At 66.1% G+C, this 15,820-nt stretch carries 17 protein-coding genes; 9 read left to right on the top strand and 8 right to left on the bottom strand.

Going from position 1 to position 15,820, the window contains the following annotated elements; translation table 11 throughout:
* Positions 1-77 precede the first annotated feature (77 nt).
* A complete protein-coding gene (locus FHS48_RS12400; protein WP_184263883.1) occupies positions 78-464 on the top strand; it encodes an acyl-CoA thioesterase in 387 nt (128 codons plus the stop codon).
* A gap of 951 nt (positions 465-1,415) precedes the next feature.
* Here FHS48_RS12400 and FHS48_RS12395 read toward each other — a convergent pair.
* Complete coding sequence (locus FHS48_RS12395) at positions 1,416-2,312, bottom strand: LysR family transcriptional regulator (RefSeq protein ID WP_184263882.1); 897 nt, start codon at positions 2,310-2,312, stop codon at positions 1,416-1,418.
* Positions 2,313-2,422: 110 nt separating this feature from the next.
* Between FHS48_RS12395 and FHS48_RS12390 the strand changes: the two genes are divergently transcribed.
* From FHS48_RS12390 to FHS48_RS12375, 4 genes are read left to right on the top strand one after another with little or no spacing between them, the layout of a single operon-like run.
* On the top strand, positions 2,423-3,565 hold the full coding sequence (locus FHS48_RS12390) for a 4-oxalomesaconate tautomerase (protein ID WP_184263881.1): 1,143 nt from the start codon (positions 2,423-2,425) through the stop codon (positions 3,563-3,565).
* Positions 3,566-3,609: 44 nt separating this feature from the next.
* Positions 3,610-4,620, top strand: coding sequence for an ABC transporter substrate-binding protein (locus FHS48_RS12385; protein ID WP_221443496.1), 1,011 nt, complete (start codon positions 3,610-3,612; stop codon positions 4,618-4,620).
* A 27-nt stretch (positions 4,621-4,647) separates the two neighbouring features.
* A complete protein-coding gene (locus FHS48_RS12380) occupies positions 4,648-5,484 on the top strand; it encodes an ABC transporter ATP-binding protein (protein ID WP_311769135.1) in 837 nt (278 codons plus the stop codon).
* Positions 5,468-6,244 (top strand): ABC transporter permease, encoded by a 777-nt coding sequence (locus tag FHS48_RS12375; RefSeq protein WP_184263880.1) that lies wholly within the window; start codon positions 5,468-5,470, stop codon positions 6,242-6,244. Before FHS48_RS12380 ends, FHS48_RS12375 begins: the two co-directional genes overlap by 17 nt.
* 63 nt (positions 6,245-6,307) lie before the next feature.
* On the opposite strand, the gene FHS48_RS12370 is transcribed toward FHS48_RS12375, so the two are convergent.
* Entirely contained in the window at positions 6,308-6,922 is a 615-nt protein-coding gene (locus FHS48_RS12370; protein ID WP_184263879.1) for a GntR family transcriptional regulator, read from the bottom strand.
* Between the two features lie 71 nt (positions 6,923-6,993).
* Between FHS48_RS12370 and FHS48_RS12365 the strand changes: the two genes are divergently transcribed.
* On the top strand, positions 6,994-7,482 hold the full coding sequence (locus FHS48_RS12365) for an OsmC family protein (RefSeq protein WP_184263878.1): 489 nt from the start codon (positions 6,994-6,996) through the stop codon (positions 7,480-7,482).
* Between the two features lie 5 nt (positions 7,483-7,487).
* Here FHS48_RS12365 and FHS48_RS12360 read toward each other — a convergent pair whose 3' ends face one another.
* The 4 genes from FHS48_RS12360 to FHS48_RS12345 all read right to left on the bottom strand — a co-directional run bounded on the left by FHS48_RS12360 (position 7,488) and on the right by FHS48_RS12345 (position 9,154).
* On the bottom strand, positions 7,488-7,937 hold the full coding sequence (locus FHS48_RS12360; protein ID WP_184263877.1) for a diheme cytochrome c: 450 nt from the start codon (positions 7,935-7,937) through the stop codon (positions 7,488-7,490).
* Positions 7,938-7,941: 4 nt separating this feature from the next.
* Entirely contained in the window at positions 7,942-8,355 is a 414-nt protein-coding gene (locus FHS48_RS12355; RefSeq protein ID WP_184264002.1) for a DUF1924 domain-containing protein, read from the bottom strand.
* Positions 8,355-8,816, bottom strand: a complete 462-nt coding sequence (locus FHS48_RS12350) for a hypothetical protein (RefSeq protein WP_184263876.1) — start codon at positions 8,814-8,816, stop codon at positions 8,355-8,357. The genes FHS48_RS12355 and FHS48_RS12350 overlap by 1 nt, the downstream gene beginning before the upstream one ends.
* A gap of 194 nt (positions 8,817-9,010) precedes the next feature.
* The gene (locus FHS48_RS12345; protein WP_184263875.1) at positions 9,011-9,154 is read right to left on the bottom strand and encodes a hypothetical protein; all 144 of its coding nucleotides are present in this window, start codon (positions 9,152-9,154) and stop codon (positions 9,011-9,013) included.
* Positions 9,155-9,434: 280 nt separating this feature from the next.
* Between FHS48_RS12345 and FHS48_RS12340 the strand changes: the two genes are divergently transcribed.
* The 3 genes from FHS48_RS12340 to FHS48_RS12330 are packed head-to-tail and all read left to right on the top strand — an operon-like array spanning position 9,435 to position 12,344.
* Positions 9,435-10,499, top strand: coding sequence for a TRAP transporter substrate-binding protein (locus tag FHS48_RS12340; protein WP_184263874.1), 1,065 nt, complete (start codon positions 9,435-9,437; stop codon positions 10,497-10,499).
* A gap of 19 nt (positions 10,500-10,518) precedes the next feature.
* Entirely contained in the window at positions 10,519-11,046 is a 528-nt protein-coding gene (locus FHS48_RS12335) for a TRAP transporter small permease (protein ID WP_184263873.1), read from the top strand.
* Positions 11,043-12,344, top strand: a complete 1,302-nt coding sequence (locus FHS48_RS12330) for a TRAP transporter large permease (protein WP_184263872.1) — start codon at positions 11,043-11,045, stop codon at positions 12,342-12,344. The genes FHS48_RS12335 and FHS48_RS12330 overlap by 4 nt, the downstream gene beginning before the upstream one ends.
* A 304-nt stretch (positions 12,345-12,648) precedes the next feature.
* Here the strand turns inward: FHS48_RS12330 and FHS48_RS12325 are convergent, their stop codons facing one another.
* On the bottom strand, positions 12,649-14,409 hold the full coding sequence (locus tag FHS48_RS12325; protein ID WP_184263871.1) for a thiamine pyrophosphate-binding protein: 1,761 nt from the start codon (positions 14,407-14,409) through the stop codon (positions 12,649-12,651).
* A 93-nt stretch (positions 14,410-14,502) separates the two neighbouring features.
* Positions 14,503-15,786 (bottom strand): NAD(P)/FAD-dependent oxidoreductase, encoded by a 1,284-nt coding sequence (locus FHS48_RS12320; RefSeq protein ID WP_184263870.1) that lies wholly within the window; start codon positions 15,784-15,786, stop codon positions 14,503-14,505.
* Positions 15,787-15,820: the final 34 nt, after the last annotated feature.

The raw sequence follows: 15,820 nt of genomic DNA, 5'->3' as shown, positions 1-15,820 counted from the left end.
CCAGCTACCCCCGGCCCGACTGCGCGCCGGAGCGGCCCGGCGGTTCCGCCCCTTCCCCCGCCGCGAAAGGACTCCCCATGACCGCCGAAACCACCCCCGGCCCGATCGGCGAAATCTCCATCCGCACTCTGGCGATGCCCGCCGACACCAACCCGTCAGGCGATATTTTCGGCGGCTGGCTGATGGCGCAGATGGATATCGCCGGGGGCACCTTCGCCCGCTTCAAGGCCAAAGGCCGCGTCGCCACCGTGGCCGTCGATGGCTTCACCTTCCACAAGCCGGTGATGGTCGGGGATGAGCTGACCTGTTACTGCCGCGAAGCCAGACGGGGCCGCACCTCCCTCGCCGTGCATGTCGAAGCCTGGGTCCGCCGGGGCGACAGCGACATCCACGAAAAAGTCACCGAAGGGCTGTTCACCTTCGTCGCCATCGACGAAAACCGTAAGTCACGGCCGATTGAATGAGACTTTAGGGAAAATCGCGGATGTCCGCCCGCTGCCGGAGGGCTTGATCGGGCTTCCGCCCGAACCCGACTGGGGAGGATCTCCCCAGTCCCCTTTTTCTTTTGGTCAGAACAGCCAAAGAGCAGGGCTGGACGCCTCCCCAGCCCGGCGCACTGCCCTTGACGCAAAAGAAGGCCGTCGGCGAGACACCTGCATCCCACAGCGAGGCTGGCAACCCCCCTGTGGATACCGCCGTGGCCAGTGTCCATCCGGCTTCACGGGGGCAGGTCGGCTCGCCGACAAGGCCAAGGATACCACCGGACGGGGCGGCGTCAATCCGGCCTGTCCAGCCCACTTGCCTGACGCGCCCACGCGGGCGCGGGCGCTCAACGCGCCAGTCGCTGCGCTCCGGGTTTCTGCGCCTCAGGCATCGCTTCATCGGGCTTCCGCCCGAACCCGACTGAGGAGGATCTTCCCAACCCGCTTTTTCTTTTGGTCAGAACAGCAAAAGAAAAACCGGAAGAAGGGCTTGGCAGGCCTGCCTTACACGCCCACCAGAACACTGCGCTGACATAGTCGGAAGCCGTCGGCGAGACACCTGCATCCTTTGAAGAGCTTTCCCGGCCCGTCAAAGATACCGCCGTGTCCAGTGCTCAGCCGGGTTCGCGGGGGCAGATCGGCTCGCCGACAAAAAACACTATACCACCCTTCCGGGTTGAATTCACCCCTACCGTGACGGGTCAGACCGATCTACGCCCCAAACGGACGAACGCACTCAGGCGGCGGGCACGAGCTTCCGCCCGAACCCGACTGGGGAGAATCTCCCCAGACCCCTTTTTCTTTCGAATAGAACAGCAAAAGCGGAGGTTTGGAGGCTTCTGCCTCCAAACGGGTCCGGGCGGTCGCCCGTTCGCGGCAGCGAAAAATACCGCCCCCCAACAGCCCCCCCAACAGACAGCGGGTGGCCCGGAATCAGCCGCCCCAGCTTTCCAGCAGCATGCTCTTGAACCGGGCCGCCGCCGGAGACAGCCGGCCGGTGCGGCGTTCGACGATGCCGATGGTGCGTTCCACCACCGGATCGGTGATCGGGCGGGTGACGATCAACGGATGGTCCGTCTGCGGCGTCGCCAGACGCGGCAGCACTGAAATGCCGATTCCCGCCTCCACCAGCCCCAGCGAGGTGGACAGGTGGTTGACCTCGTAAAACCAGTCCAGCCGCACGTTGGCATGGGCCAGCGCGTTGTCGAGAATCGTCCGGTTGCCGGAATGGCGGCTGACCCCGATCAGCGGATATCCGGCCAGATCCGGCCACGTCAGCGTTTCCCGCGTCGCCAGCGGATGATCGCGGTGGCAGGCCAGCACGAACGGGTCTTCCATCAGCGGCGTGAAGTTCACATCCGGGTCCGAGGACCCCAGCATGGAGATGCCGAACTCGGTCTCGCCGCTGGCGACGCTCTGCAATCCTTCCCGCGCCGACAGATCGAGAATCCGGAAGCGGATCTGCGGATGATGCTCGCGGAACTGCCGGATCACGCGGGGCAGAAAGTAAAAAGCCGCCGTCGGCACACAGGCAATACTGACCAGCCCCTGCTGGCGGTTGCCGGTCTCGTTCATCGACAGCACCGTGGTTTCCAGCTCGTCAATCAGCCGCACCAGCATCGGCTGAAGCTGCCGCCCCACCGCCGACGGGGCCACCCGGCGGGTGGTCCGTTCCAGCAGCGGCGCCCCCAGACTTTCCTCCAGATTCTTGATGCGGCGGCTTAAGGCCGGCTGTGACAGGTGCAGCACCTCTGCCGCCTTGTGAAAGCTGCCGGTTTCCAGCACCGCCAGAAAGGCCCGCAGGTCCAGAATCTCGAAATTGATGCGCATTGGTTATCAATCCTGCTTATTTTTGCATTTCACAAGCGCATTATTGATGCGTATAGAGGAATTAAAGCAGCCACTGAGAACAAAATCAAATCAATCATCCGGAAGTCAGCATGAACGACCTGATCAGAATCCCCTGCGTGCTGATGCGCGGCGGCACCTCCCGCGGGCCGTTTTTTCTGGCGTCAGACCTGCCGCAGGCCCCGGCCGCCCGCGATGCGGTGCTGCTGTCGGTGATGGGGTCCGGCCACCATCTGGAGATCGACGGCATCGGCGGCGGCAATGCGCTGACCAGCAAGGTCGCCATCGTCGGCCCGTCGCGGCGCCCCGGGGCCGATGTCGATTACCTGTTCGCCCAGGTCAAGGTTCTGGAACAGGCGGTCGATACCTCCCCCAACTGCGGCAACATGCTGGCCGCCGTCGGCCCGTTTGCCATCGAGGCCGGACTGGTGCCGGTGCAGGATGGCGTCACCACCCTGCGCATCCACAATGTCAACACCGGCAAGGTGATCGAATCCCGGGTCCTCACCCCCGGCGGCCGGGTGCTGTACGATGGCGACGTGGCGATTTCCGGCGTGCCCGGCACCGCCGCGCCGATCACCCTGACCTTCCTTGACAGTGCCGGATCCAAGACCGGGGCGCTGCTGCCGACCGGGGCCGCCCGCAACACCTTCGACGGCGTCGAGGTCACCTGTCTGGATGCCGCCATGCCGGTGGTGATCCTGCGGGCCGCCGATCTCGGCAAGACCGGGCAGGAAAGCCCGGCGGAACTGAATGCTGACAGCCAGTTCCTGCGCCGTCTGGAATCCATCCGCATTCAGGCCGGGGAAGCCATGGGCATCGCCAATGTGCGCGACCGCGTCATCCCCAAGCCGGTGCTGATTGCCCCCGGCGTGGAGACGGGACAGACTGGTGACAGCCTGATCACCCGATATTTCATGCCCCACGAATGCCATTCGGCCCTGGCGATCACCGGGGCGGTGGCATTGGCCAATGCCTGCGCCACCCCGGGCACGCTGGCGGCGGAAATGACCGCCGTCGCCGCCTTCCCCGCCGAGCTGACCTTCGCCCATGCCACCGGACGGCTGCAACTGACCATCGACCATCCGGCCGGAGCCCCGGCCCCGGTGGTGTCGGTGATCCGCACCGCCCGGCGGCTGTTTGAAGGGGCGGTCTTTGCCAAACCGTCCGTGTGGGAAAAAGCCACCCCGCAGAGGACAGAAAACCGGGACCCAATTCTGCGCAGCATGCCGTAGTCTGAATGATAACCGCTCTAAAGTAATAAACAGGAGGAAATACCATGAAGCTCTGGGCCATCGCGGCCACCGTCGCCGCGTTCCTGACCGCCGCCCCGATGACACAGGCCGCCGAGCCGGTGCGGATCGGCGTCGGATCCTTTAACCTCAACAACCTGCCGTTCCCGCTGGCTGTCGGCCTTGGCTACTACGCCGAGGAAGGGCTGGACGTGACGATGGAAAACTTCGCCGCCGGGGGCTCAAAGGCCTTGCAGGCGCTGGTGTCGGGGTCGGTCGATGTCGGCGTCGGCTTCTACGACCACACCATTCAGATGCAGTCGGTGCGCAAGGAAGTGGTTTCCGTGGCGCTGCTGGCCCACAATTCCGGGCTGGTGCTGGCCGGGCCGCCGAACACCCGCTTCGATCCGGCCAAGCCGGAAACCATCAAGGGGCTGAACGTCGGCATCACCGCGCCGGGGTCGTCGTCGGACTTCTTCATCCGCTATTACCTGAAGCGCCATGGCCTGAACCCGTCGGACATCGGCATCATCGGTGTCGGCTCCGGCCCCACCGCCGTGGTGGCGCTGGAACAGGGCAAGATCGACCTGCTGGTCAACTATGATCCGGCGGCGACCATCCTGACCGAACGCAAGATCGGCAAGATCCTGATCGACGGCCGCTCTGCCGCCGGGGCCACCGATATTTACGGCGGCCTGTACCCGACCTCCACCCTGTATGTCACCGGTGCCACCCTGAAGGCCAAGCCGGAGATGATCCAGAAGGCGGTCAACGCCACCGTCCGCGCCATGCTGTGGGCCCAGACCCATTCCGCCGAGGAGATCATGGCCAAGCTGCCCGCCAGCTTTGTGCCGGAAGATAAGGAAGGCTATGCGCAGGCGATCCGCAATGCCATGCCGATCCTGTCGCCCGATGGCCTGTTTGACCCCAAGACCCTTCAGGTGCCGCTGGACGTGCTGTCCGCCTTCAACCCGCAGGTCGCCGGGGCCACCATTGACCTGAGCAAGACCTACACCAATGCCTTCGTCGAAAAGGCCCTGGCCCAGTACCGCAAATAAAAGCAACGTTCCACAGGGAGAACAGCCGTGAGCGCATACCCCCGCCCCGTGGCGGCCGACGCCACCACGCCCCGCCCGCTGAACAGTCAGCCGAAGGTCAGGATCGACAACGTCACCATGTCGTTCGGTGCCTTCACCGCCGTGCGGGATGTTAACCTGACCGTCGCCGACGGGGAGTTCCTTGCCATTGTCGGCCCGACCGGCTGCGGCAAGTCCACCATCCTCAACGCCATCGCCGGTCTGCTGAAGCCGACGAAGGGGTCGATCACGCTGGCGGGCAAGCCGGTGAACGGGGTCAGCCACGATGTCGGCTACCTGTTCCAGCAGGATGCCCTGCTGCCGTGGAAGACGGTGGAGCAAAATGTGGAGCTGGGGTTGCAGTTCCGTGGTGTTGCCCCTGATGAACGGGCGCGGCAGTCCCGCGCCTGGCTGGAAAAGGTCGGCCTGAAAGGGTTTGAGAAGCGCTATCCGCATCAGCTTTCCGGCGGGCAGAAGAAGCGTGTGCAGCTGGCACAGGCCCTGATCGTCAATCCGGAAGTGATCCTGATGGACGAGCCGTTCTCGGCGCTGGACATCCACACCCGCCACCTGATGCAGAGCGAGCTGCTGCGCCTGTGGCAGGAAAACCGCAAGTCGGTGGTGCTGATCACCCACGATCTGGAAGAAGCCATTTCGCTGGGCGACCGGGTGGTGGTGCTGGCGGCCGGTCCGGCCAGTACGGTGGTTGACAGCTTCAGCGTTGACCTGCCCCGCCCGCGCAACGTGGCGGAAATCATGATGGACCCGCAGTTCATGGACCTGTACCGCAAGATCTGGTCCAGCCTGAAGACCGAAGTGGAGAAAAGCTATGCTCAACATCCGTGACCGGATGATCCAGCTGCTGCTGGTGGTGGTCCTGTTCGGCGGCTGGGAACTGGGGGTCAAGGCCGGGATGATTGACCCGTTCTTCTTCCCGTCGCCGCTGTCAATCGGTGGCAAGGTGGTGGAATGGGTCTCTGACACCTCCTTCTACCGCCACCTGAACATCACCGTGCTGGAAACGGTGCTGGGCTATGTGGTCGGCACCCTGCTGGGGGTGGTGATCGGGGTGTGGCTGGGGCTGGCCCGCCGGGCGGCGCGCATCCTTGACCCGTTCATCAAGGCGATCAATGCCATCCCCCGCGTGGTTCTCGCCCCGGTGTTCGTGCTGTGGCTGGGCCTTGGCCTGTGGTCGAAGGTGGCGCTGGCGGTCACGCTGGTGTTCTTCATCACCTTCTTCAACGCCCTTCAGGGGGTGCGGGAAGTCAACCCGGTGATCCTGTCCAACTCCCGCATTCTCGGGGCCAGCCGGTTTGATATGCTGCGCCATGTCTACCTTCCGGCGGCGGCAACGTGGATCCTGTCCTCGCTGCGCACCTCGGTCGGCTTTGCCGTCGTCGGCGCGATCATCGGCGAATACCTCGGGTCCTCCGCCGGTCTCGGCCACCTGATCGCCCAGTCGGAAGGCAACTTCGATGCGGTCGGCGTGTTCGCCGGGATTGTGGTGCTGGCAATCTTCGTGCTGGTGATTGATACCCTGCTGACCTGGCTGGAAGGCCGCCTGATCACCTGGAAGCCGAAGGACGGGCAGGAACGCCCGGCATAAGGCCCTCCACAATCCTGCTTAAAAAGCGGTCCATCTCCTTAACAAAGGGATGGGCCGCTTTTTCTATTGGCCCTCCCTGCGGCCCAGCAGAAAGCGCCGGGCGGCCTCCAGATGCTGTTCCAGTGCCGCTACCGCCGCCTCCGCCTGCCCGTTGACCGCCGCCTGCACGATGGCCGCGTGGTGGGCCAGCCAGTCCGGGGTGGCCTGCGTCAGGGTATCGTAACAGGCGATATGGACCAGACACAGGCGGCGCAGTTCCTCCGCCATCGCCAGTTGGCGCGGACGGTTGGCCGGGGCATAGAGGGTTTTGTGGAAAAACCAGTCGCCATCCGCCCAGCCGGGGCGTCCGGCCTCAAGGTCTGATTTGCGCAGGGCATAACCGACCTCTGCCGCATAGTCCGGCCCCGCCGCCTGCACCGCCCGCCGCAGCAGGTCGCCTTCCAGCAGAATCCGCAGATCATACACCTCCGTCAGCTCCGGCACCGACAGGCGGATCACCTGCGCCCCCTTGCCGGGAATCACCGTCACCAGCCGGTCCTGCGCCAGTTGCTGGAAAGCATCGCGCACCGGAATGCGGCTGACGCCATAACGTTCCGCCGTTTCCGTCTGTGACAGCACGGTGCCGGGGGGCAGCCGCCCGGCCAGAATTTCCTGCCGCAGAAGATCCGCCAAAGACATCTTGCTCTCCGCCCTGACTCCGTATACGCGTATACATGGCTTACATCAGCGGCTCTGGCAAGGACAGGATCATGGCCCACACCTACACCTCGCGTATTCTCTGGACCGGCAACCGCGGCGACGGCACCGCCCATTACCGCGCCTATGACCGCACATGGGATATCGCCGTGCCGGGCAAGCCGGTGGTCAGCTGCTCCAACGATCCGCTGCTGGGCGGCGATCCGGCGAAGATGAACCCGGAGGATCTGCTGATCTCCGCCCTCTCCGCCTGCCATATGCTGTGGTATCTGCACTACGCGGCGGACGCGAAGATCACCGTCACCGCCTATGAGGACACCCCGACCGCCACCGGCGTGGTGGAAGCAGGCGGGGCCGGGCGCTTTACCGAAGCCACCCTGCGCCCGAAGATCACCGTGCTGCCGGGCACCGACCTTGCGGCGGCGGAGGCAATCCATCACCGCATCCACAGTGTGTGCTTCATCGCCCGGTCAGTGAACTTTCCGGTGTCCTATGCGCCGGAATTTGTGGTGCCCGAGTTTGTGGGGACCAAGGGCGGGTAACCCCATCAATCATCGTCATACACCCCCTGCTCCGCCCCACGGTGGCAGGCGGCACAGTTGGATTTGGTGACCACACCCGGCTTCTGCCAGCGCGACGGAGCAAAGTCGTGCTCATGGGTGAACCACCGGGCTTCGGTGATCCGCTGCGGGGTGGCATCAGGGGCGCGGCGGTCGCGCCCGGCCCCGGCCACCAGCACGGCGCGGATGTGGGCCACCTTATCCGGCGGCAGGCTGGCATCGTCGCCGAAGTGGTCGGACAGGGTATCCATCATCCGCTCCCACGACCGGGCCGGAAGCAGCGCCGGTTGAAACGCCATGTGGCAGGTGCCGCATTCGGCCCGGGTCAGCGCATCGGTCAGCGGCGGCACCCGGTCCGGCCCCGCCCATGCCGGAAGCACCGGAAACGCCAGAACGGCAGCGGCCAGAGCGACAGAGGGAAAAAGAAATGTGCGCATGATGTCACTGCCCCATCAGGAAGGTGATGTAGTCGCCTTTTTCCTGCGCGGTGCAGGCGCGGTTGAGGACGGTTTTACAATCCCGGCTGAACTGCTTTTCCACCCGGTCGGCATCGGTGAAACGGTCCGGGGTGGCCGAGACCGCCACCGGATCAATCGCCCGCCCGGTCTTGGCATTCTGCCCCGGCTGGCGCGGGTTGGCGGTGTGGCAGCTGGTGCAGCCGGTGATGCGCGGATCACTGCCCGCCACCACGCTGCGGTACAGGGCCTCGCCCCGGGCCGCATCAAAACCGGTGAAGCCGGGGATCTCCGCCTGATAGGTCTTCAGGATCGCCTGCCGGGCGGCAGCGCCCTCCGCCGCCAGCGCCGGAGAGACGGCAGTCAGCAGGGCAGCGGCAATAAACAGCGCGGTTTTCATCATTTCATCCCCCACAGAGACGCACGGATCCGACGGATCTGGGTCAAGACCCAAGGCCGCCCGCCATACTGGTAAAACACAAAGGCGATATGCGCGAAGATCACCGCCAGCGTGATATCGCTGGCCGCTTCGTGCGGATGTTCCATCCACGTCACCCAGTCGGCGATGGCTCCGCTGGCCGCCGTCGCCGCCACCGTCGCCAGCAGCGCCAGTGCCAGACCGGCGAACAGCGGATTCCGGCCCCGGCGGATCGCCAGCCAGTCCCACACCTGCGCCCGGCTCAGCTTCGGCCAGCCGAGCAGGCTGTCCGCCGGGCTGAACGCTGCGATCAGCCCCCGAACCATCAGGGCCGCCAGAACCACATAGCCGGAGAACTGATGCAGGGCGTAGGTGTTCTCGTCCCCCGTCGCCCATGCCACCACAAAGCCCCCGGCCAGCACGGCGTGCCACAACCGCAGCACTGCAATCTGAGTTGATCTTTTTTTCAGCCCCTCAGACGCCGGGCGCGGACGTCCGTCCGCTTGGCTCACGCGCGAATGGTCGCGCGGGCGCTCAACGCGCCAGTCGGCCCCAGCCGGGGCCTCCGATTTCAGCCCACCCCGCGCCGGGCGCGGTGTGCTCAACGGCGGGGTTTCTGTCTGTGTCACCGCAGTCATCAGTCGTCTCCCTCCGTCAAGGCCGACGCCATCTGCGTCAGTCCGCTGGACACGGTGGGGGCCCGCATCAGGGCATATCCCGCCGACAGAACGGCAATGACGACTGTCGCCGCCATTCCCTGAAGAATCATTTTTTTCAACATGATGCATCCTACCCATTCAAGGTGCTTCATATTGAATATGTATTTTTCATGATGAATAGGGGCTGAAGTCCCCGTTCAGGCTACGGTTTTGCTGCACCCGCGCAAAAGGCGAAACGCAGCGCATAAAAAGAAACCGCTCCGAAAAAATGGTTGCATGGGAAACCATTTTACCGTCCCCTGTTTATAAGCCTTCCACGCTGTGCCAGCCCGGTTGCCACCGCTGCGGCGCAGACAATGACGGAAGGTAAAAGGAAACGACCAAACCGGGAGATCCCCTGCCATGACCCGCCCCACCACGACCCGCTTTCGGACCGGGCTGCGCCGCGCCCTGCTCTGCCTGTCGGCCCTGACCGTCCCCGCCCTTGCCACCCTGCCCGCGCAGGCCGCCGACATCACCCTGAAGATCAGCCATTACCTGCCCGACAAGCACGGCATCCACACCGACTTCCTCGAACCGTGGGCGCGGGAGCTGGAAGCCAAAACCAACGGCAAGGTGGCGGTGGAAATCCTGCCCGGCCCCAGTGCCTTCGGGAATGTCGCCAAGCAGATGGATCAGGTGAAGGCCGGGGTCGTCGATATGGCCAACGGTCTGGCCGGAATGCCGCGCGGCCGCCTGCCGCGCACCTCGATCATGGATATGCCGTTCCTCGCCAAGACCGCCGACGGTGCCACCCGCACCCTGTGGGACCTGCATAAGGAAGGCCTGCTGGCCGATGAGTACAAGGGTGTCAAGCCGCTGGCCCTGTACTGCCACAACGCCGGGCTGATCCACACCACCGATAAGCCGGTACGCAGCCCCGATGACATGAAGGGCCTGCGCCTGCGCACCCCGTCCCCGGCGATTTCCGAAGCCGTCACCGCCCTTGGCGGCACCCCGGTCGGCCTGCCCCCGGCAGAAGTGTATGAAAGCCTGCAAAAGAAGGTGCTGGACGGCACCATCTTCACCTGGGATGCGGTCGGAGCCTTCCGCCTGAACGAAGTGGTCAAGTACCACACCGACGCCCGCACCTACACCACCTGCTTCTTCTTCGTGATGAACGAGAAGAAGTACCAGAGCCTGCCCGCCGATGTCCGCACCGCCCTTGATTCCATCAGCGGCGATGCGCTGATCCCCAAGTTCGGCCCGTGGTGGGACAAGTGGGATGCCCGTGGCATGGACGACGCCAAGGCCAAGGGCCACGAGATCATCACCCTGACCGATGCCGAACGGCAGGCCTTCGCCGACCGCCTGAAGCCGATGGCCGAGGCCTGGATTGCCAAACTGGCGAAGGACGACAACGTGCCCAACGCCGCCGCCATCTATGGCCGCGCCAAGGCGCTGGTCGCCAAATACGAACAGCGCTGACCGCGCCGGGCCTGCCACCATGCTGACCTGTCTGTTCACCGTCACCGACCGCGCCCTGCGGTCGGTGGCCTTTGCCGGGCTGGGGCTGATGGGCCTTGCCGTCACCGTCACGCTGGCTGATATCGCCCTGCGCGGCAGCGTCGGCCAGTCGATCCGTGGCACCGTCGATATCACCCAGCTCGGTCTGGTCATCTGCGCGGCACTGGTGATCCCCTTCGCCTTCCTCCGCGATGCCCATGTGCGGGTCGATCTCGGCGTGTCGCTGATTCCGCCGCGCCTGCGCCACGGGCTGGATGGCTTTGGCGCGCTGCTGGGGGCGGTGCTGATGGCCGCCATCCTGTGGGCAGGCAGCGGCACCGCCTTGCAGGCGCTGGACTACGGCGACCAGTCGCAGACCATCGGCATCCCCATGGTCCTGTACTGGATCTTCTTTCTGGCCGGGGCGGCGCTGTCGGTGCTGGCCTGCCTGCTGCCGGCGGCGCGGGATCTGGCGATTGCCGCCGGACGGATCCCCGCCCCGTCCCGTTCTCAGGATATGCTGTCATGAGCCTGTGGCCCGGACTTCTCGGCTTTGCCGCCGTACTCGCCCTGATCGGCCTGCGGGTGCCGGTCGCCGTCGCCATGGGCATCACCGGGGCGGTGGGCCTGTGGATCCTCAACGGGTTTGACACCGCGTGGTTCCTGCTCGGCAACCAGCCCTTTGAATCGGTGTTCCCCTATGGCCTGTCGGTGGTGCCGCTGTTCATCGCCATGGGCATCTTCGCCGCCCGGGCCGGGCTGTCGCGCACCCTCTATGAAGGTGTCTATGCCTTCATCGGCCACTGGCGCGGCGGGCTGGCGATGGCCACCATCGGGGCCTGTGCCGCCTTCGGGGCGATCTGCGGATCTTCGCTGGCCACCGCCGCCACCATGTCGAAGGTGGCGATGCCGGAAATGCGGCGGCGCGGCTATGATGACCGTCTCGCCTCCGCCTCCGTCGCCGCCGGGGGCACGCTGGGCATCCTGATCCCGCCGTCGCTGATCATGATCATTTACGCCCTGCTGACCGAACAGTCGATCGGCGCGCTGTTTGCCGCCGCCCTGCTGCCCGGCATCCTCGGCACCGCCCTCTACATGGCAGCCATTGCCGTGCAGGTGGCGCGGCGGCCGGAGCTTGGCCCGGCCGGTGACCGCCTGAGCTGGGGCCAGCGCCTGCGCGCCGTGATGCGGGTGTGGGATGTGACCCTGCTGTTTGTCACCGTCATCGGCGGCATCTATGCCGGGGTGTTCTCCCCCACCGAGGCCGCCGCCGTCGGCGCCTTCGGGGCACTGCTGTTCGCCGCCCTGCGCCGCCAGCTTGACCGCGCCGCCCTGTCGCAGGCCCTGACCGAAACCGCCACCACATCGGGCATGATCTTCCTGATCATGATCGGGGCCACCCTGTTCAACAGCTTCATCGAGGCCACCGCCCTGCCGCAGACACTGGTCGGGCACCTGAACAGCCTCGCCCTGCCGCCACTGGGCGTGATGCTGATGCTGCTGGTGTTCTACTTCATCCTCGGCTGCTTCATGGACAGCCTGTCGATGGTGCTGCTGACCGTACCGGTGGTGGTGCCGATCATCCTCGCACAGGGCTACGACCCGGTGTGGTTCGGCATCGTGCTGGTGACGGTGGTGGAGGTCGGCCTGATCACCCCGCCGATCGGCATGAACCTGTTCGTCATTCAGGGCACCACCCCGGGGCTGGCCCTGTCCACCGTCGCCCGGGGCATCCTGCCCTTCGTGGCGGCAGACGCCGTGCGCATCGCCGTCCTGCTCGCCTTCCCCGCCCTGTGCCTGTGGCTGCCGAAGGCGCTGGGGTTTTAAAGACCGGAAAATGGGACCCGTGGGCTTTGCCCACACCCACCAAGGGCCATTGGCCCTTGGATCCCGGTTTTTGGGGGCCATTGGCAAACCCCTTCAGCAGATGAGTGCTGTTATTTCCGCAGGGCTTTGCCCTGCAAACACCAAACCCGGAACCACTCTGGCGCTGCCGGTTTTCTCCCAAAACGAGGTGAAGGAGGCCGCGCCTCCTTCTGGGGCGTGGGGCAAAGCCCCACAGAAGCAAGGCCCCCACAAAAGCGACAGGGCCCGGGGGAGACGCCGGGCCCTGTGCTGACGGGAGACGGGATCAGAAGTAGCTGACCTCCTCCGCCTCCACCGACAGCGGATCGCGGCCACGTTTGGTCAGCCACGAATAGACCGGCGGCACCCGGTCGGCGATGGATTCGACGTGGATGTCGATCAGGCACGGCCCGCCGGTATAGGCGAAGGCTTCGGCCAGCGCCGCATCCAGCTCCGCCGCCGAGGTGGCGGTCCATGCCTTGACGTCGAAGGCCTCGGCAATCGCCTGCCCCCGCGGCGGGGTGAAGTCAACGCTGAAGCACTGGTTATGGCCGCGCAGGCGGTGCAGGCCCTTGATCCAGCCGAAGGTGCCGTTGTTGAACAGCAGCAGAATCGCCGGAACATTCAGCCGCACCAGCGTTTCCAGCTCGCCCACCGTCATGCCGAACGATCCGTCGCCGAACATGCCGATCGGGCGGCGGCCCTTGTCGGCGAACCATGCGCCGACGGTGGCGGGCAGTGCCGAGCCGAGGCCACCGAAGGCGCGGGGAATGGCAAAGCGGGTACGGCGGTCCTTCAGCCGCAGGAAGCGGGTCATGTGCGGGGTCGGGGTTCCGGCATCGGAATAGATGTGCGCCGCCTGCCCGGAGGCCTCCAGCGCTTCGTTAAAGCAGCGCACCGCCCGCTCCGGCCGCAGCGGCACCGCGTCGCTGGACAGCAGCGCCTCGGCATTCTCCCAGAAGGTGGCGCGCAGGGTGTTCAGCTCATCGACCCATGCCTGCGTGCGCTGCGGGTCGTGCGGCGCGGCGGCATCGGCCAGCCGGGCCAGCTGTTGCAGCACCAGCCGGGCATCGCCCTGCACCGACAGCACGTTTTCATAGTTGTTGGCCATGATCTCCGGGTCGATGTCGATCTGGGCCACCCGCTTGTTGAGGGTGATCTTGGGGAAGGTCCAGCCGATCGTCACCACCGAGCCGACGCGGGAGCCGATGAACAGCACGAAATCGGCATGTTCCAGCGCCCAGTTGGCATGCGGATGGAAGCCGTTATCGCCGATCACCCCGACTGCCAGCCGGTGATCATCGGGCATGGTGCCCTGCCCGGTCATGGTGGTGCAGACCGGAATGTTCAGGCGTTCCGCCAGCGCCTGAACCTCCGGCCCGGCGCAGGAGCGGTTGACCCCGCCGCCGGAGACGATCAGCGGCCGGTCGCAGGAGGTCAGCAGCGCCAGCAGCGTATCCAGCTTCTCCGGCGTCGGCAGGGTCGGATAGGCGGGGAAGGTCTTGCATTCCTCTTCCACATGCAGGGAAACCCGGGCCGGATCGACCTCGGCCAGCAGCATGTCTTCCGGGATTTGCAGATGCACCGCCCCCGGCTTGCCGGAGCAGGCGGCGCGGAAGGCGCGGCGGATGATTTCCGGCAGTTTCTCCGGCGTTTTCACCTGCACCGACAGCTTGGTCACCGGCTCAAACAGGCGGGCGCAGTCCAGTTCGGTCAGCACGCCCCGGCCTTCGCCGGGCAGCGGAATGTCGATGGTCAGCAGGATCACCGGCACCGAGGAGGAATTGGATTCCGCCACCGGCGGCAGCGAATACATCGCCCCGGCCCCCGACGGGCATTCAAACACCCCCGGCTTGCTGGTGAAGCGCCCGTAGGCATCGGCCATGTACCCGGCGGAGCGCTCATCGCGCGCCATCACATGGCGGATCTGCCCTTCCCGCCCTTGCAGGGCCTCGTAGAACGGCACATTGGTGTCTCCGGGCACACCGAACACCACCTCTACGCCGTATCCGATCAGCATTTCGACCAGAATATCCGCACCGCGCATCGTCAAACTCCATTGAAAAAAGGCAAGGGGGGAGTCTCCCCGGCCAACCGGGACCGGGGCATCCACAGGTCCATCAGGAAAACAGGGGCGGCGTCAGCGCCGGAAGCGGGCCGCCGCATAGGGGGCCAGCGCCGCATCATCGCCCCCCCCGGCCAGCTGGTCGGCCACCAGCCGCCCGGTCTTCGGGCCGCTGGCGAAACCGACGTGCCCGTGCCCGAAGGCATAGACCACATCGGCACTGCGGGCCGAGCGGCCGATCACCGGCAGGCCATCGGGGGTGGACGGGCGGTGGCCCATCCAGCGGTCATCGGCCACCGGATGGGCCACTGGATGGGTCACTGGGGCCCCTGCCGCCGCCAGCCCGGGATAGGTGGTGACGGCATGGCCGGTCAGGATATCGGCGCGCCGCCAGTCGGGATCCGCCGTCACCGAGGCCAGTTCCACCTGCCCGGACAGGCGCAGCCCGGCGGTGGTCGGGGTATTGGCCATCCGCCCGTCGCTGGGCATCACCGGGTACCGTGGCCCTGCTGCCGGAGTGGTCAGCACGCTGTGATAGCCGCGTTCGGATTCCATCGGCACGCTGTCGCCGCACTGCCGGGCCAGATCGCGTGACCACACGCCCCCGGCCAGCACCGCCCGGTCACAGTCCACCCGTCCGGCATCGGTGCTGACCGCCGCCAGCCGGTCGCCGGAGAACACAAAGCCGGTGGCGGTGGCCGTCAGCAGGGTTGCCCCGCCCGCCTGCGCCGCCGCCGCCAGCGCCGCCACATACTGCCCGGCATCGGTGCAGTGGCCGCCATCGACCGCCAGAACACCGAAGCGGTAATGCGGGGCCAGATCCGGTTCCCGCGCTTCCAGCGCCGCCCGGTCCAGTTCCTGCCAGCGCAGGCCGGTGATGCGGCGCAGGTGCCAGGACAGGGCTTCCGCCTCGAACGCCACCCGGTCGGGGTAGGCATACAGCAGGCCATCCTGCCGGATCAGCTCCGGCACCCCGGCCTGCGCCGCCAGCGCCGCATGGCGGGCCGGGCTGTCCGCCAGCAGCGCCGCCAGCGCCCGGGCGGTGCGCTCCACCCGCCGCACCGTCGATCCGGCCAGGAGAAAGCGCAGCAGCCACGGCAGCAGCCGGGGCAGGAACCGCCAGCGGATCACCAGCGGCCCGCGTGGATTGAGCAGGTATCCCGGCACCTGCTTCCACAGGCCCGGCATCGACATCGGCACCACCGAGGCCGGGCTGATCCAGCAGCCATGGCCGTAACTGGCCGACTGCCGCCCGCCCGGGGGGCCGGGGTCAATCATCGTCACCTGATGGCCATCCCGCACCAGCTCCAGCGCGCAGCTGACACCGACAATTCCCGCACCGATCACCGCGATCCGCATGTTACCTCTTCCCTTCCCGGCCCTTCCCGGCCTG

It is taken from the genome of Novispirillum itersonii (assembly GCF_014205675.1).
Lineage (GTDB): Bacteria > Pseudomonadota > Alphaproteobacteria > Rhodospirillales > Rhodospirillaceae > Novispirillum > Novispirillum itersonii_A.
This window is presented reverse-complemented; position numbering and strand designations above follow the sequence as displayed.

Coding starts and splice junctions, on each gene's coding strand:
- FHS48_RS12400 (WP_184263883.1), top strand. CDS start 78: ATGACCGCCGAAACCACCCCCGGCCCGATCGGCGAAATCTCCATCCGC.
- FHS48_RS12395 (WP_184263882.1), bottom strand. CDS start 2,312: ATGCGCATCAATTTCGAGATTCTGGACCTGCGGGCCTTTCTGGCGGTG.
- FHS48_RS12390 (WP_184263881.1), top strand. CDS start 2,423: ATGAACGACCTGATCAGAATCCCCTGCGTGCTGATGCGCGGCGGCACC.
- FHS48_RS12385 (WP_221443496.1), top strand. CDS start 3,610: ATGAAGCTCTGGGCCATCGCGGCCACCGTCGCCGCGTTCCTGACCGCC.
- FHS48_RS12375 (WP_184263880.1), top strand. CDS start 5,468: ATGCTCAACATCCGTGACCGGATGATCCAGCTGCTGCTGGTGGTGGTC.
- FHS48_RS12370 (WP_184263879.1), bottom strand. CDS start 6,922: ATGTCTTTGGCGGATCTTCTGCGGCAGGAAATTCTGGCCGGGCGGCTG.
- FHS48_RS12365 (WP_184263878.1), top strand. CDS start 6,994: ATGGCCCACACCTACACCTCGCGTATTCTCTGGACCGGCAACCGCGGC.
- FHS48_RS12360 (WP_184263877.1), bottom strand. CDS start 7,937: ATGCGCACATTTCTTTTTCCCTCTGTCGCTCTGGCCGCTGCCGTTCTG.
- FHS48_RS12355 (WP_184264002.1), bottom strand. CDS start 8,355: ATGAAAACCGCGCTGTTTATTGCCGCTGCCCTGCTGACTGCCGTCTCT.
- FHS48_RS12345 (WP_184263875.1), bottom strand. CDS start 9,154: ATGTTGAAAAAAATGATTCTTCAGGGAATGGCGGCGACAGTCGTCATT.
- FHS48_RS12340 (WP_184263874.1), top strand. CDS start 9,435: ATGACCCGCCCCACCACGACCCGCTTTCGGACCGGGCTGCGCCGCGCC.
- FHS48_RS12335 (WP_184263873.1), top strand. CDS start 10,519: ATGCTGACCTGTCTGTTCACCGTCACCGACCGCGCCCTGCGGTCGGTG.
- FHS48_RS12330 (WP_184263872.1), top strand. CDS start 11,043: ATGAGCCTGTGGCCCGGACTTCTCGGCTTTGCCGCCGTACTCGCCCTG.
- FHS48_RS12325 (WP_184263871.1), bottom strand. CDS start 14,409: ATGCGCGGTGCGGATATTCTGGTCGAAATGCTGATCGGATACGGCGTA.
- FHS48_RS12320 (WP_184263870.1), bottom strand. CDS start 15,786: ATGCGGATCGCGGTGATCGGTGCGGGAATTGTCGGTGTCAGCTGCGCG.